16 protein-coding genes are annotated in these 16,245 nt (G+C 49.1%); 2 read left to right on the forward strand and 14 right to left on the reverse strand.

The window, feature by feature from the left end; translation table 11 throughout:
• Positions 1–288: 288 nt before the first annotated feature.
• Positions 289–1,320, reverse strand: coding sequence for a hypothetical protein (locus tag DXD92_RS11330; RefSeq protein ID WP_118640546.1), 1,032 nt, complete (start codon positions 1,318–1,320; stop codon positions 289–291).
• Positions 1,321–1,507: 187 nt separating this feature from the next.
• Here DXD92_RS11330 and DXD92_RS11335 point away from each other — a divergent pair, with 187 nt between their 5' ends.
• Positions 1,508–2,263, forward strand: a complete 756-nt coding sequence (locus DXD92_RS11335) for a GNAT family N-acetyltransferase (protein ID WP_117510467.1) — start codon at positions 1,508–1,510, stop codon at positions 2,261–2,263.
• 99 nt (positions 2,264–2,362) lie between these two features.
• Here DXD92_RS11335 and DXD92_RS11340 read toward each other — a convergent pair whose 3' ends face one another.
• The 5 genes from DXD92_RS11340 to mtaB all read right to left on the reverse strand — a co-directional run bounded on the left by DXD92_RS11340 (position 2,363) and on the right by mtaB (position 6,992).
• Positions 2,363–2,626: an HPr family phosphocarrier protein gene (locus tag DXD92_RS11340; RefSeq protein WP_022461839.1), complete on the reverse strand. Its 264-nt coding sequence runs from the start codon at positions 2,624–2,626 to the stop codon at positions 2,363–2,365.
• Positions 2,623–3,561 carry a DNA-binding protein WhiA gene (gene whiA / locus DXD92_RS11345; protein WP_022461840.1) on the reverse strand — a complete coding sequence of 313 codons (939 nt, stop codon included), beginning with the start codon at positions 3,559–3,561 and terminating at the stop codon, positions 2,623–2,625. Before whiA ends, DXD92_RS11340 begins: the two co-directional genes overlap by 4 nt.
• Positions 3,562–3,571: 10 nt before the next feature.
• Entirely contained in the window at positions 3,572–4,453 is an 882-nt protein-coding gene (gene rapZ, locus DXD92_RS11350) for an RNase adapter RapZ (RefSeq protein WP_022461841.1), read from the reverse strand.
• Positions 4,454–4,482: 29 nt separating this feature from the next.
• Positions 4,483–5,394, reverse strand: coding sequence for a UDP-N-acetylmuramate dehydrogenase (gene murB, locus DXD92_RS11355; RefSeq protein WP_416388107.1), 912 nt, complete (start codon positions 5,392–5,394; stop codon positions 4,483–4,485).
• A gap of 263 nt (positions 5,395–5,657) precedes the next feature.
• On the reverse strand, positions 5,658–6,992 hold the full coding sequence (mtaB, locus tag DXD92_RS11360; protein WP_118640547.1) for a tRNA (N(6)-L-threonylcarbamoyladenosine(37)-C(2))-methylthiotransferase MtaB: 1,335 nt from the start codon (positions 6,990–6,992) through the stop codon (positions 5,658–5,660).
• Between the two features lie 162 nt (positions 6,993–7,154).
• On the opposite strand from mtaB, the gene DXD92_RS11365 reads away from it, so the two are divergent.
• Positions 7,155–7,388, forward strand: a complete 234-nt coding sequence (locus tag DXD92_RS11365) for an HPr family phosphocarrier protein (protein WP_022461844.1) — start codon at positions 7,155–7,157, stop codon at positions 7,386–7,388.
• Between the two features lie 133 nt (positions 7,389–7,521).
• Here DXD92_RS11365 and thiI read toward each other — a convergent pair whose 3' ends face one another.
• The 8 genes from thiI to rfbA all read right to left on the reverse strand — a co-directional run bounded on the left by thiI (position 7,522) and on the right by rfbA (position 16,199).
• On the reverse strand, positions 7,522–8,703 hold the full coding sequence (gene thiI / locus DXD92_RS11370) for a tRNA uracil 4-sulfurtransferase ThiI (RefSeq protein WP_118640548.1): 1,182 nt from the start codon (positions 8,701–8,703) through the stop codon (positions 7,522–7,524).
• Between the two features lie 6 nt (positions 8,704–8,709).
• Entirely contained in the window at positions 8,710–9,366 is a 657-nt protein-coding gene (thyX, locus tag DXD92_RS11375) for an FAD-dependent thymidylate synthase (RefSeq protein WP_022461846.1), read from the reverse strand.
• Positions 9,367–9,382: 16 nt separating this feature from the next.
• On the reverse strand, positions 9,383–10,537 hold the full coding sequence (locus tag DXD92_RS11380) for a cysteine desulfurase family protein (protein WP_118640549.1): 1,155 nt from the start codon (positions 10,535–10,537) through the stop codon (positions 9,383–9,385).
• Positions 10,537–11,289, reverse strand: a complete 753-nt coding sequence (locus DXD92_RS11385) for a 16S rRNA (uracil(1498)-N(3))-methyltransferase (protein ID WP_022461848.1) — start codon at positions 11,287–11,289, stop codon at positions 10,537–10,539. Before DXD92_RS11385 ends, DXD92_RS11380 begins: the two co-directional genes overlap by 1 nt.
• Positions 11,290–11,331: 42 nt before the next feature.
• Positions 11,332–12,288, reverse strand: coding sequence for a 50S ribosomal protein L11 methyltransferase (prmA, locus tag DXD92_RS11390; RefSeq protein WP_022461849.1), 957 nt, complete (start codon positions 12,286–12,288; stop codon positions 11,332–11,334).
• A gap of 112 nt (positions 12,289–12,400) precedes the next feature.
• Entirely contained in the window at positions 12,401–13,768 is a 1,368-nt protein-coding gene (locus tag DXD92_RS11395) for an MFS transporter (RefSeq protein WP_118640550.1), read from the reverse strand.
• 489 nt (positions 13,769–14,257) lie between these two features.
• Positions 14,258–15,127, reverse strand: a complete 870-nt coding sequence (gene rfbD, locus DXD92_RS11400; protein ID WP_022461851.1) for a dTDP-4-dehydrorhamnose reductase — start codon at positions 15,125–15,127, stop codon at positions 14,258–14,260.
• A 181-nt stretch (positions 15,128–15,308) separates the two neighbouring features.
• Complete coding sequence (rfbA, locus tag DXD92_RS11405) at positions 15,309–16,199, reverse strand: glucose-1-phosphate thymidylyltransferase RfbA (protein WP_022461852.1); 891 nt, start codon at positions 16,197–16,199, stop codon at positions 15,309–15,311.
• Positions 16,200–16,245: the final 46 nt, after the last annotated feature.

Consider the following 16,245-nt stretch of genomic DNA (forward strand, 5'->3'; position numbering starts at 1 on the left):
AATGTCACAACAGTTGTTAGTATACAAGAAAGCACGCGAAAAATCAAGGTTTTTTTTTATTTTTTTCGATTTATCCGTTTTTATGCAAAAAGAGAAATACAGGGGTGCCGTGTTGTGCACTTTTCCTATATCTCTCTCTTTTTTGACGTTTTCCAACTATTCAGAGCCCCATCTCGATTCCGCTGCGATGCATCTCGATGTGGCTTCTTGCCATATGAACAAAAAGAAAAGAACGTCCATTCATGCAAGCATGATTCGCGTTCTTTTCGTTCGCATGGCTCTGAATAGTTACAGAATGTCGGAATAATCTAAGATTGTGATGCCGGTTGCAGGATCTTCAATGACTTTCGGGTCATCTCCGGCTGCGTGGGCCTTCTGGAGGAGTTCTTCCGCCGTGTAAACCGGCATGGCAAGTTCGATCGGTTCGGACGATTCCGGTTCCGGCTCTTCGATGGTTTCTTCAAACTCTTCGATTTCTTCCACAGTTTCCGGCTCTGCTGATTCCGTTTCTTCGGTTTCTTCTGTCACTTCTTCCGCTGTTTCTTCGACGATTTCCGTTTCTTCCACGGCTTCCGGAATTTCTTCGGTTTCTTCTCCTCTTACAAGGTTCTGCAGATCGACGGTATTAAAGGACACCTGCTCCGTTTCTTCTTCTTCCAGATCCGGAATTTCAAATTCGTCCTGTTTCTCTTCTTCTGCCGTTTTCTGGTCGGCTGCTCTCAACTGTTCGATCATTTCCTGTTCTTCCCGTTTCTTTTTTTCTTCCAGAGCAGCTTTCTTTCTGCTGCGAAGCTCTTCGGACGCTTTCTCATCGTCCTCGTCTTCGTCTTCTTCCTCTTCTTCCTCATCCTCTTCTTCATCACGTTTCCATACCTCGGAAAGGATGAACAGAATGACCAGAAACAGAATGGCAAGTCCGATGATCATGATTCCCTCTCTGCTCTGCGCCGCCATCGACAGAAAGCCGATCACCGGAATCGTGATGATCACTTTGCTCACGGTTGCTCTCACGGTAATTTCCGTTGTGTCTCCACTGATCACATTTTTTACGGATGCGGTTCCGGCAGCGATGTCGAGGGACTGTATCGTATAGATATACTTTCCGGAATTGTCATCAACCAGGATTTTGTCTCCCGTCGCAACCGATGACGTATCTGTCTTCTTTGCGTACGTGACAGCGCCGCGGGAAATGTTGGTATTTCCCATCCCGTCTGAGACAAGTGTCGTGATGCCGGCAAACGGCGGAATCACCAGTGCGCCTGCTGACAGGATTGCAAGCAGAAGCAGCGTATTCACAATTACCTTCAGTAATTTTGACATATTCAATTCTCCTTGTATTCTCAGTCTTTGCCCCCTATTATAACCCCTTTTCTTCGATTATGCAAGAAAACGTTACGCATCGTGTCCCGGCCGCCCGGTTCCGCGTGTCGAATTTTTCGATTTTTTCTTGAAGATCTGTCCTGTTTCTTCTATACTATATGCATAACCAAAGGGGGAATACTTTCATATGAATACACTGATCAAAACCATCGAAGATCTTTCCCTGAACGCATGGCCGTCTCACCAGATCGAGCTGTACGACGGATGGATTCTTCGTTTTTCTTATTTTTATACACACCGGACCAACAGCGTCGAGCAGATCGGGCCGTCCACGATTCCGGTGGAGGAAAAAGTGCAGTACTGTGAGGAGATCTACCGTCGCTGGGGTACACCGGCAATTTTCAAGATCAGTCCGCTTGTCAATCCCGGCTTTGATGCAATGCTCGCCGACCGCGGCTATGTAGTCCAGCACACGACGCACGTCATGACAATGGATCTGGCGAACTTTGCCAAAAAGGATCCTGCCGTTGCCGTGACCGTCAGCAGCTTTATCCCGCCGAAATGGATTGACAGCCTCTTTGCTTTAAAGAGCACGACGAACGTGATGCACCGCATGGTCGTTCCTTCGATGTACCGCGCTATTCCAAAAGAAACCATCTGTACCTCCATCCAGGATGAAACCGGAACGATCGTTGCCACCGGCCTTGGCATCCGCGACCGCGATTACGTCGGTGTCTATGCCATCCATGTGCATCCTGCGTACCGCCACCGCCACTACGCTTCCTCGATCTGCCGCACAATCCTCTCCGAGGGAATCCGGCTCGGTGCAACGAAAGCATATCTTCAGGTTGTCGAGGGAAACACGCCTGCGATCACACTGTATGAATCGCTCGGTTTTTCCTATTTCTATACCTACTGGTTCCGCGCGAAGAACGTGGTCTGATTTTCGTCTGATTTCACATAAAAAAGCATAGCAAAACGGCATGTCAAAATTTTCTGACATGCCGTTTTGCTCTATGTTCATGCTATAAGTGCAGTAAGATTATTCAGCAAAAGGACTGCTTAAATATTTTTCAACGCCGTCCATGGCTTCGCTCTCGTCTTTTCCGTTTGCGGTCACGGTAACTTCCTCGCCATTGTCCAGACCAAGTGTCATCATACCCATAATGCTCTTCGCATTTACTTTTTTTCTGCCGCTCTCGACGTAGATTTCACTTTCGTACTGGCTCGCTACCTGTACCAGCATGGCAACTGGTCTCGCCTCCAGGCCGCTTGAAAGACGAATTGTGATTGGTTTCTTAATCATAATACTTCTCCTCCTTGTTTCCTTCGCAAATCTTCTGCAATCTCTTTTAGTTTCCTTAATCTATGATTAACTCCGGATTTACCAACAACCGGCGTTAACATCTTGCCCAGTTCCAGAAGCGATGCTTCCGGGTATTGTAAGCGGAGCCTTGCCATCTGCTCCAGCGGTTCCGGCAGAGAAGAAAAGCCTGTGGTTTCTTCGATATACCGGATATCTTCGATCTGGCGGATCGCCGCGCTGACCGTTTTGTTGATGTTGGCAGTTTCACAGTTCACCTTTCGGTTGACACTGCCGCGCATTTCTTTTAAGATCCGCACGTTTTCCAGATTCATAAGTGCGATGTTGGCTTCCATGATGCCAAGCATCTCCACAATCTGTGCGCCTTCTTTCATATAAACCACATGGTGGTTTTTCCGGAGAACGATCCGTGCATCAATTCCAAAGCTTTTCAGAAGTTCCTGCACCTGTTCTGCTCTCGGCGCATCGGGGCAGACAATTTCGAGATGGTAAAACCGGTTGGGATCGCTGATGGAACCGGACGCTAAAAATGCGCCCCGTAGAAATGCCCGTTTGCAGCACTGACGCTGTACCACAACAGCCGGAATCGGCATTGTTAACTGCCGGTCTGTCTCGTGTAACTTCACTGCCTGCAGAATCTGACGGGTTTCTTCCCTGTCATTTACGCGGATCAGATACGTATTTTCCTTCTGATTCAGCTTAACTGCAAGCTCTGCCTCTATATTAAATGTTTTTTTCAATAAAGTAAAGTACTTTCTTGCCACATACGCATTCTCTGTCTGAATCCGTATCGTCCCGTCCTTCTCGGAAATCTGTCCGCAGAGTGACAGGATCGCCGCTGTTTCCGCAATCTGGCAGTGGCGTGCCGTCGGAAGATGTCTCGATAATTCCTCTTTTACCTCGCTTGAGAATGACATCCTTCCACCTCTAAATTCCTTTTCGGATGGCGTCTTTTTCCAGATCCCGGTGCTCAATCCGGATTCCATAGTCCTTCGCGTTGGAAAGACGCCGGTACAGCTCGTTGGCAAGGGTTACGGAACGGTGTTTTCCGCCGGTGCAGCCGATGCTGATAATGAGCTGATGCTTGCCCTCGGAAATATAATTCGGAATCAGAAAACGGATCATATCCTCTAATTTTTCCGCAAACACCTGCGCTGTCTCAAATCCCATCACATAATCCCGCACCGGAGCATCGTTGCCGGAGAGCGGGCGCATGCCTTCTACGTAGTAGGGATTCGGCAGGAACCGCACATCGAAAACAAGGTCCGAATCCGCCGGGATTCCGTATTTGAATCCAAATGAGAGCACGGTAATCATCAGATTTTTGAATTTCTGATCCTGCACGAAAATCTTATCGAGCTCCGCTTTCAGCTCTCTTGTGAGAAGCTGGCTCGTATCGAGAATGTAGTCCGCATCTTTTTTCAGGAACTCAAGTGCTTTGCGCTCTTTTCTAATTCCCTCATCCACCCGTCCAAGACCTGCCAGCGGGTGCGTTCTTCTCGTCTCTTTGTATCGTTTGACCAGCACGTCATCGGACGCGTCCAGAAACAGGATCTCATAGCAGATTCCGTTGATGCTCATCCACTCCAGAACATTCTGCAGGTCCGGGAGCGCCTGGCCGCTTCGGATATCGATTCCGACTGCCACTTTCTGGATTTCTCCGGAAGTACCGTCGGCGGTAAGCTGTGCAAATTTTTCAACCAGCGGGATCGGAAGGTTATCGACGCAGAAATATTCCGCGTCCTCCAGCATTTTCAACGCTGTACTTTTTCCCGCACCGGACATGCCGGTCACAATTACAAAACGCATGTTTTTTCTCCTTTGGTGGATAACGAAAATCAGAATTCCCCGAGGAACTGGATTTCCGGCTCAAGCTGTACGCCAAACTGTTCTTTTACTTTTGCCTGGATCTGACGGATCAGTTCCATCACATCCGATGCGGTTGCACCACCTGCATTGATCAGAAAGCCGCAGTGTTTTTCCGATACTTTTGCACCGCCGACTGCATAGCCGGAAAGTCCGGCATCCATCACAAGCTTGCCTGCGAAATAGCCTTCCGGCCGCTTGAATGCGCTGCCGGCGCTCGGATACTCGAGCGGCTGTTTCTCTACCCGCTTGTTTTTCAATTCCTGCATACGGGCAAGAATTTCTTCTTTATCTCCCGGAACAAGCATAAGTTCTGCTCCAAGTACGACGTAGCCTCTGTCTTTGATGACGCTGGCACGGTAGCCGAAGCCGAGCTCTTCTTTTTCCAGTTTCCGGATCTCACCTTCTCTTGTGAGTACAGTGACATTCTGTACAATATCCTTCATCTCTCCGCCGTAGGCTCCCGCGTTCATACGGACGCCGCCGCCTAAAGTTCCAGGGATTCCGGAGGCAAACTCCATACCGGAAAGACCGGCTTCTCTTGCCGCCCGGCTGATGGATACGAGCATGCTTCCGGCTTTCGCCCGGATTCTGTTTCCTTCCACTTCGATTCCCTGAAAGTTTTTGTAAACCGAAAGAATCACACCGTGGTAGCCCTCGTCACTTACAACGAGATTACTGCCGTTTCCGGTGACGAACCACGGGATCTCTTTTTCTTCGCAGAGAGCCACGATTTTTCTGATTTCTTCTTCTGTATGAGGAGCGACGAAATAATCTGCCGGACCGCCCACGCGGAAGGTCGTATGATTTTTCATCGGTTCTGCGGTCTGTACCGCATCTTCCCCTGCAATTGCATAAAGTTCTCTGACAATCTCTTCTTTGATCACGATTTTTACCCTTTGCCGCATCTGCGGCCGAACATTTCATTATGAATTACTACGAATTACAGATTATACTTTTTTTAGACGCGAAAGCAGCCGACATCCCTCACTTCTTCGTTCGTTCTGCCAGCCGCTGTTTTTCTTCTTCGTCTGTCCGCCTTTTTTGCAGGCTCACGGGCTATTCTACCACGAACCCTCAAAAAGTGCAACGAACTTTTTCGTTCCGGCTCTTTTTTCTATCAGATCTTCCGGATCAGTATCATTTCCTACATCAGACAGTCTTTTCCATGGATTCTCGACGGGGTGACAAGCACCATCTGATTCATGAGATTTTCTTCCGAAAGAACGGCAACGCGCAGATATTCTCTCGTATGTCCCGTCCAGTAACGGACGCCGTCGATCTCGACTTCTTCTTCCATGAGCACTTCCAGCTCTTTTCCGAAGAAGCCTTCCATATATTCCTGTCTCCGTCTCTCGTCCAGTTCCAGCAGAACATGGCTGCGCTTCGTCTTCTCCTGCTCCGGAATCTGGCCTGCCATCGCTGCGGCGCGGGTGCCTTCTCTTCTCGAATACTTGAAGATGTGAGTCTCGAAGAAATGAATGTCCTCGACAAAGGCGCGCGACTCTTCAAACTCCTCCTCACTCTCCTGCGGGAAACCGACAATCACATCGGTCGTCAGCGCCGGATTTCCATATACCTTACGCAGCAGATCGCATTTGTGTTTGTATTCTTCTGCGGTATATTTCCGGTTCATCCGCTTCAGTGTTCCATTGCTTCCGCTCTGCAGCGAAAGATGGAAATGCGGGCACACCTTCGGCATTGCGGCGATCGCCTCTGCAAACTCTTCGGTGATGATGCCCGGCTCCAGGGATCCGAGACGGATTCTTCTGATGCCGTCCACTGCATCAACAGCGCGGATCAGGTCGAGCAGCGTCTCTTTTTCGCCCTCTGGGAAATCGAGTCCGTAGGAGGAAAGGTGGATACCGGTCAGCACGACTTCCTGGTATCCGGCCTCCACCAGACGTTTTACTTCTTCTACCACATCACTCTGGCGGCGGCTTCTGACTCTGCCGCGCGCGTACGGGATAATACAATAAGTACAGAACTGATTGCATCCATCCTGTACTTTCAGGAATGCGCGGGTGTGCTCCGCCGTTTTGCTGATCGAGAGTGTCTCGTACTCACGGTTGTGTGTCATATCCACGAGGAAGCTCTTACACTCCGCGTCGGATGGTTTTCCACCATCCTCACGTTCTGCCAGAAAGTTTTCCAGAATATCCACAAGATCTTTCTTCTTATTATTTCCGATGATCAGATCAATCGCCGTATCCTCTTCGAGTTTTTCCCCAGCCGCCTGCACATAACAGCCGCAGGCCACGACAACCGCATCGGGATTCATCTTTTTCGCTTTGTGCAGCATCTGCCGCGATTTCCGGTCCGCAATGTTCGTCACGGTACACGTATTGATAATGTAAACATCCGCTCCCGGTGCAAAAGGCACGATCTCGTACCCTCTGTTTTCGAGGAGCTGCTGGATGGCTTCCAGCTCATATGCGTTCACTTTACACCCAAGATTATGCAAAGCTACCGTTTTTTTCATGCCATACTCCTTTCTTCTTCATCTTTATTATTAAAAATCACGAAGATTCCACTTTATCTTTGTATGTTTTCGCATTGACTTTTTCCCCTCCAGACGGTAAGATAAAGCTGTTAAATGAGGGTAATAAATAATGTTAACCAAATAACAGGGAGGATTACAAACATGAAAACAGTACAGATTTCTCTTAATTCTATCGACAAAGTAAAATCTTTCGTCAACGACATTTCCAAATTCGATTTTGATTTCGATCTGGTATCCGGAAGATACGTAATCGACGCAAAATCCATCATGGGAATCTTCAGCCTCGACCTTTCCAAACCGATCGACCTGAACGTCCATGCTGATGGAGATGCTCTTCAGACCGTACTTGATGTTCTTGCTCCGTACATTGTATAATTACGATAGAACATAAGGGCCGCGCACTCGCCGCGGCTCTTTTTTTGTCTTTGTTTATCATCAGGACCGGATCTTGTTTTTCAGAACCCCCAAAACAAGATCCGGCCTTTTTGTTCTTTAAAGCAAGTTTTCCTTAGCAGACCTCGATCGTCTCTGCGGTAGAAACTGCGCGTTCCATCATCTCGTCGATCACATCGTCCAGATGGCGCTCGGAGCATTTGATGACATTCAGGTTCGGTTTTGTCACCGGATGCTTTGCAACGAAGATCGTGCAGCAGTCCTCATACGGCAGAACGGATGTCTCGTACGTACCGATTTTTTCGGAAATATCGACGATCTCCTGTTTGTCGAAACCGATCAGCGGACGGAAGACCGGCATGGTGCAGACTTCGTTGGTAACGGCGAGGGAATGCATCGTCTGACTTGCCACCTGTCCGATACTCTCTCCGGTGATCAGGCCAAGGCATTTGTCCTGACGTGCAAACGCTTCTGCGATCTTCATCATATAACGGCGCATGATGATGGTCAGCTCGTCGTGCGGGCATTTTTCGTAGATTGCAAGCTGGATCTCGGTGAAGTTGACCACATGCAGACGGATCGGGCCGCTGTAGCGTGCAACGAGTTTTGCAAGATCCACAACCTTCTGTTTGGCTCTCTCGCTGGTGTACGGCGGAGCGTGGAAGTAAACGGCATCAATCTTAACACCGCGTTTTGCGATCATGTATCCGGCAACCGGACTGTCGATACCGCCGGAAAGCAGCAGCATGGCCTGTCCGTTTGTGCCAACCGGCATACCGCCAGGGCCTGCGATGCTCTCGCAGTACAGATAAATCTTCTGACGCAGCTCGACGTTCAGATAGATATCCGGCTCGTGAACGTCTACTTTGAGGTTCGGGCAGACATCGAGGATGCGGCCGCCCAGCTCGCAGTTGACTTCCATTGTGTGCATCGGATAGTTTTTGTTCGCACGGCGTGCGCATACCTTAAAGGTTTTCTCCTCGGTCGGGTACAGCTCTTTCACGTAGGAAACCACTGCCTCTGCCAGATCTTCAAAGCCGGTGTCCTCTAAAATGACAACCGGGCAGATCTCGGCGATACCGAAAACTCTTGTCAGCGCATCGACAGCGCCCTCGTAATCAAAGTCTCCTTCGGTGTTGACATAGATTCGTCCCATCTCACGGGTGACCTGGAAATTTCCGTCTACCGGGGCAAGCGCGTGCTCCATCTGTACGCAGAGCGCTTTCTCGAACAGATGACGGTTCTTTCCTTTAATGCCGATCTCGGCATATTTTACCAGAAATGCTTTGTAGATCATCGTTTTTTATTCTCCTTTTTTCTCAGCCAGATCACGGAAGAACAGAGGATATTCCTCAGAAAATTTCTTCAGGATCAGGTCAGATACCTGACGCATCTGCGGATGTGCGGCGTTGGCGCTTCGAAGCCGGATAAAGTGGCGCCACTCTCTTAAGTTCATGGTCATGACGATCTCGGTTTTCAGGGAGTTCGGAAGAATGCTTCTTGCCTCCTCCGGCTTTGCTCCGAGTTCGAGCATCTGGAAGTAATACTGCTCTGCAGCTTCCATTGCTTTCTGCCATACCTCGTATTTTTTACGGTCGTTCTCGTCGTCCAGATCATAGGAAAATCCGGTTGCCAGGTCGATACAGGTGATCTGGTTTCCAAATTTATCTTTCGAATAGTTGCAGTAGCGGGTGCTCTCCTGGCTGTAGCTTGCGATACGGTGGCGGACGATCTCATGGGTCACGCCGCGGTCGCACGTTACTTTTACGGTGATGGAGCCGTGCTCAATGACGGATTCATGGCCGCGTTTGATGATGCCTGCAATAAATTTCTCTGCAGTGCCTTCTCCAATGCGCTCCTCGCTCTTGTAGCAGACTCTTCCGATTTTCTCGATCCGGCGCAGCATATCCTCGTAGGATTCGGTGCTCAGGATTTCAATTTCCGGCTGTATTGTAATCATAATTTTCCTCTTTCTATTATTTCCTGGTAAATCTGCGCAGCATCGGCAGTACCTCGCGCAGCGTATCCAGGGTGTAATCAATCTGTTCCAGTGTCGTAAATTCGCTGAAGCTGAACCGCACGGCAGACTCCATCTCGGCTTTCGATGCGCCGATGGCAGTCAGCGTCGGGCTTCCGGCTCTCTTGTGTGATGAGCAGGCGCTTCCGGCGGAAACGTAGATCTGGCGGTCCTCCAGCGTGTGCAGCAGCACTTCACTACGCACATTTAAGAACGATGCATTGACAATCTGCGGCGCACCCTCTTCTTCCGGCATGCCATGGATGACCACATCGTCCAGCTCCCGCAAGCCTTCGATCAGACGGTGTTTGCAGGCACGCATCTGCGCAGTCTGCTCGTCAAAATGCCTGTAAACGATCTCAGCGGATTTCGCAAGGCCTGCGATGCCCGGCACATTGTCGGTTCCGGAACGCATGCCGTTCTGCTGGCCGCCGCCTAAGATCAGCGGACGGATTTTTACTTTCTCATCAATATATAAAAAGCCGCTTCCCTTCGGTCCGTGGATCTTGTGGCCGCTCACGGAGAGCATGTCGATGCCCATCCGTTTCGGATAAATCCGGTATTTGCCGAACGCCTGGATCGCATCGACATGAAAATACGTTTTCGGATTTTTCGCCTTGATTCTGCGTCCGATCTCCCCGATTGGCTCAACAGAACCGATCTCATTGTTGACATACATAATCGAAACGAGAATCGTCTCCGGCGTGATCGCTTCTTCGAGTTCGTTCACATCCGCAAGGCCTTCTTTATTTACCGGCAGGCGCGTAATACGGAATCCCTGCTCCTCCAGAAATGCCAGCGGTGCCGACACGGCCGAGTGCTCGATCGCGCTTGTGATGATGTGGTTTCCCGTTCTCTTATTTGCCATTGCTGTTCCGACGAGCGCCCAGTTGTCGGACTCTGTGCCACCGGAGGTAAAGAAAATTTCTTTTTCTTTGACTTTCAGAATCTTTGCCAGCGTTTCCTGGGCGGTTCTGATATATTGTTCTGCTTCTACCCCTTTTTGATGCATCGCAGACGGATTTCCATAATGATTTACCATCAGATCACAGACGAGATCTGCGGTTTCCTGATAAACACAGGTGGTTGCGGAATTGTCCAGATATGCTTCCATTATCTTGTTCGTTCCCTTCCTTCTAAAAGATACACCAGAATGGAAAGCACGGTCATTCCGGCCGTTTCCGTGCGCAGAATGCGCTTTCCGAGCGTAATCGGCTCTACCTTTTCCTTCATGGCCATTTCCACTTCCGCTTCGTCGATGCCGCCCTCCGGTCCGATCAGGATCGCAATAGATTCACCCGGTTCAATGGATTCCAGAATTCTTCTCGTTCCTTCCATCCCCTCTGCGTTCTCATACGGCATCAGGCGGACGTCTGATTCTGCCATCATTGCAAGCGCCTGCTGAAATGTAACAGGCATGTGTACCGTCGGAATCTGCATCCGTTTGGACTGCTTTGCAGCACCAAGCGCGATCGTCTGCCAACGCTCTGCTTTCTTTTCCGCCTTTTTCCGGTCCAGCTTCACAACGCAGCGTTTCATCTCCACCGGAACAATTTCCGTCGCACCAAGTTCCACTGCTTTTTGGATGATCAGTTCCATTTTGTCACCTTTTGGCAGACCCTGAAACAGTACAATTCCGGACGGGAGTTCTCTGTCTGCTGCTGTGACTTCTTCTACTGCGGCAAGAACCTCACCTTCCGGGAAATCCGAAACGGCACAATGATATTCCTTTTCGCCTCCGGTACTGACCAGTATTTTTTCGCCCGGCCGCATGCGGAGCACATTTTTGATGTGATTAACGTCACTGCCCGTGATGTGGACAGTGCCGTCATAAATCTGACTTTCTTCTACAAAAAAACGGTACATGAATCTGTTCTCTTTCTCTTCTGGTGTTTCGCTTTTCTTAATTTACATCGGTTTTCTTGCTGTAACAGAAACCCATTCGCCCTGATGTGTAACTTCAACCACTTCAAGTCCCGCTGCAACGACTGCCTCTTTGACAACTTCCTCTTTCACATCGAGAATGCCGGATGTGATATAAACAGCGCCCGGCTTCATCTGGTGTACGATTACCGGCGTCAGCGGAACGAGAACATCTGCAAGAATATTGGCGGTAACGATATCGTATTTCTCGTATCCGACTCTGTCCTGTACTTCTTTGTCATCAATGATATTTCCGATCATCATATCAAAAGCTTCTACCGGAATTCCATTGACTTCTTTGTTTTCCTCAACCGCAGGAACCGCACACGGATCGAGGTCTGTTCCGACCGCATGACGCGCACCAAGCTTCAGTGCAATAATCGAAAGAATACCGCTTCCGGTTCCGACATCAAGCAGCTCGGTATCCTTTGTCACATATTTCTTTAACTGACGGATGCAAAGCTGTGTTGTCTCATGCATACCCGTTCCAAAGGCTGTGCCCGGATCGATATGGATGATCATTTTATCCCGGTCTTCCGGCTTTACTTCCTCCCAGGACGGGATGATCAGAATGTCGTCCACATAGAACTGTTTGAAATACTGTTTCCAGTTGTTGATCCAGTCCTTGTCCTCTGTCTCAGACTCTGTGATGGTGCACTCTCCAAGGTCCAGGAACTCCTGCATTTCTGCAAGTGCCGCACGGACATCTGCAAGAACCTTCTCCTTGTCCTCATCCACATCGAGGTAAAAATTCAGGTAGGCAATGCCGTCGTCATCCGGAATATCCGGCATGATATCCACGAACATCTGCTGTTTGTCGCTCTCGGTCAAAGGCTGTTTGTCCTGAATTTCCACGCCTTCGATTCCCACATCGGCCAGAGTGGAGATCACAATGTCTTCCACTTCCGATCTTGTTTTTAATGTAAATTTATTCCATTTCATTGTTTAAACTCCTTTTTGCGCTTCTCTTTTCCATACGTGCAAAGAAAGCCACATTTATCATACACGATATCGTTCCTGTTGTAAATGTTATTTTCGGCTTTTACGGCCCGTCTCAATCCGAAATCTTTGTCAGAAAGCCATCTTTTTTCGCCTTCTGATAACGCCATATCAGCCCGAGTGTGGATAAAATGCGAACCCCAAGATCTATCAGGTTGAACCGGTACAGTGCCGTAAGGTCTGCCCCAAGTGCCGTATACAGACGGACACCGAGCAGCGGCAGAACACTGTTGGTCAGCGTCGTCATCATCGTAAAGAGGCTGATCAAAAGCGAACGGTTCTTTTCCGGTGCGGCATTTAAAAGAATCTGTACCGTGCAGAGTGCAACGGCACACTGTGGAGCGTTCAGAACCGTCATCAGAACAATAAAAGTAACCCCGCGGTACGCCAACGGTAAATGTGGAACCAAAATCATAATAACCGGGCAGAAGCAAAGACCGATCCCGGCGAAAATCAGTGCAAAATCCGGCGATTTTTTCCGGACAACCTTCGCGATCATTCCAACTGCCGCAAGCTGACCGATATTGAAAACACCGTTGCAGATGGAAAGTGTCATCTCCGACATTTTGCAATATTTGACCTGTCCTAAATACCACATGCTCCAGTCAAGCTGCCAGGTGATATAGAAAAAGACCACCGGCACGAAAAACCAGCGCAATGCTTTATTTTTCCCCACGCTTGTGATCGCCTCCAGCAGATCAGAAACAGAAAAACGTGAGGATGCCTTCCCCGCTTCTGCCGGAGCTTTGCCCTCCTCCTGCTGTTTCACCGGGATTTTTTTGATTGCAGCGGCCTGCAGCAGAACGCAGACAGCACACAGATAAAAGAAGCTTCGGAGTACCAGAAGTTTTCCATCGGCCGTGTGGCATCTTCCCATCAGAATCCCGCAGATCACCGGTGCAAGAATGCCAATCACAAACATGAACTGATTCCGAAAGGCATAGACATCGTTTCGCTGCCGCAGTGAAACCGCAGCACCGAACATTGCCTGCCACTGCGCATTGTAAATAGCAAGTGCCCCCGCAGTAAATGCCAGTGATACAAAAAACAGCTCCATACATCTCTCGCCGAGTGCCGGTACACTTCCAAGAAATGCATAGCCGGCACACATCACAAGAAGCGTAAGCATCGGTATCGTCTTTGTCGACTTCAGACGATCCGCCAGAATTCCAAGCGGCAGCAGTGCCGCACACGCTACAATGTTCGGCACCATCTGGATAATACCGATCTGACTGTCGGTTGCACCCATGTTTGTTGCATACAGATTCAGGCCGAAACTGTTAATCGATGTGATATATTGCAGAAATACACCCTCGACGGCAAACAGCAGCATGATCTGCGCAGATGGCGGCATCTTCTTTGCCCGGTAAAACAGACTCTTTTTCATTGCTTCATCCCCCATGCCTTCTTTTGTTATCTTCACGCTCCTGCCCCCTGCCGGATACGTAAAGATTCTGCTCTCATAATGGCAATTTCATGTTCAAATGTCAACAGAAATACCCGGATCCAATGTGAGAATTTTAACGGCATTTTCTGTCAATATTCACAAAAGAAAAAAGGGCATTCTCCCTGTTGAATGCATGGGTTTGGCATAAGAAAAAGGAGCCCCCGTTTTACCGGGAACTCCGCATATTGGAAATGTTTATAGCAATCTCAGAAACTATAGCAAGACCAGAAAATAACGCAAAAAAGGCAGTGCTGCAGGGCGCGAATTACAAGGAACGGATTTGAAGGCGTACCGGGGTACGACGAAAATCCGTGACGCAGTAATTCACGTTCTGCAGTGCTGAATTTTTTGCGTTATTTTCTGGTCTTGCTATAAATTCATCTCCCACCGCAGAACGTGTCTTCTTGCCGGAAGAGGATAAAAAAATTCAGAACTGCTTTTTTGCATTATTTTCGGGGTTTGCTATCAGAATTCGATCTCGCGCAGATATCTGTGCAGCGCATCCTGCCAGGTCGGCAGTTTTTCGAATCCGTTCTCGGTCAGTTTCTCTTTGCTCATGCGGCTGTTGGACGGACGTTTTGCTTTTGCCGGGTACTGGTCAGAGCTTACCGGTGATACACTTACTTTTCCGTAAGCCGGATCGATCTCAGCGGCCTGTTTGAAAATCTCGCAGGCGAACTCATACCAGGAGCAGAGTCCCTCGTTTGTTGCATGGTAGCGGCCGTAGTTCTCTTTCTCTGCCATGTCAACAAGCAGGCGGGACAGGTCGTAGGTGTAGGTCGGGCTTCCTACCTGATCATCTACAACAGTCAGATGATCGTGTGTCTTTCCAAGGTTCAGCATGGTCTTGATGAAGTTCTTTCCGTTCACGCCGAATACCCATGCGATGCGGACGATGTAGAATTTTTTCACCCATTTCTCTACCGCGAGCTCTCCCTCGTATTTCGTCTGGCCGTATACGTTCAGCGGATGACGCTCATCATCCGGCTCCCACGGGCGGGTACCCTGGCCGTCGAATACGTAGTCGGTGGAGATGTAGATCATTTTGCAGTCAAGGTCATGGCAGACTTTTGCGATGTTCTCGGTTCCGACTGCATTGACCTGATGTACTTTTTCTTTTTTGTCATCATCCTCAGCAAGGTCTACAGCGGTCCATGCTGCACAGTGGATTACGACATCCGGGTTTGCTTCGGTAATGACTTTTCTTACGCTTTCTGCATCGGTGATATCCATTTCTTCAATATCAACGCCGATTCCTTCATGACCGCGTTTTGCAAGTTCATTCATGACGTCATGGCCGAGCTGGCCTTTTACACCTGTTACAAATACTCTCATAATGGTTCTCCTTTTTTCTGATTTTGTTATCGTTATGTTTTGTCTGTCTCTTGTTTTTCAGTCTGATTTTCTGTTTGTACCATGAGTATAAAGGATGACGTTATGTCATGGTCAAGCACTTTTTTTCAAAAACTGCCCCGGATTTTTCTTCCGGGGCAGTTTTCTTCAACGCTGTTCGCTTTTATTTGTCGATATATTTTCCGTTCATCACGTCCATCAGGTACTGGCCGTACTGGTTTTTCTTCAGCGGCTCGATGTCGGTCAGAAGCTGGTCTTTGCCGATCCAGCCGTTCAGGTAACCGATCTCCTCGAGGCACGCAATCTTGCGGTGCTGATGGGTCTCGATGGTTTTTACGAAGTTGGTTGCCTCTACCAGACTCTCATGTGTACCGGTATCCAGCCAGGTGAAGCCCTGTCCGAGAAGCTCAACGTTCAGGCTGCCGTCTTCCAGATAGATCCGGTTCAGGTCGGTGATCTCAAGTTCTCCGCGCGGTGACGGTTTCAGGTTCTTTGCATACTCTACGACTTTGTTGTCATAGAAGTACAGACCTGTAACACAATAGTTTGATTTCGGTTTCTCCGGTTTCTCTTCGATGGAGATGGCTTTTCCCTCGGAGTCAAATTCTACGATCCCGAAACGCTCCGGATCATCTACATAATAGCCGAATACGGTTGCGCCTTTTCCGGTCTCAGCGTTTTCTACTGCTGCTTTCAGGCGTTTGTTCAGACCGTGTCCGAAGAAGATGTTGTCGCCGAGCACCATGGCAACGGAATCATCCCCGATGAACTCCTCGCCGATGATGAAGGCCTGTGCCAGTCCGTCCGGGCTTGGCTGTACCTTGTAGGAAAGCTGTACACCGAACTGATGGCCGTCACCGAGCAGTGCCTCGAAACGCGGGGTGTCCTGCGGGGTGGAGATGATCAGGATGTCGCGGATGCCTGCATTCATAAGAACAGACAGCGGATAATAGATCATCGGCTTGTCATAGATCGGGAGAAGCTGTTTCGATGTTACCATAGTTAACGGATAAAGACGTGTGCCGGAACCTCCGGCAAGTACGATACCTTTCATAATTCGTTACTCCTTTTTCGTATATGATACCTCTAGTATAACCTCA

This window comes from Blautia sp. TM10-2 (assembly GCF_003480845.1).
In the GTDB taxonomy this organism is placed as follows: Bacteria; Bacillota; Clostridia; order Lachnospirales; family Lachnospiraceae; genus Fusicatenibacter; species Fusicatenibacter saccharivorans.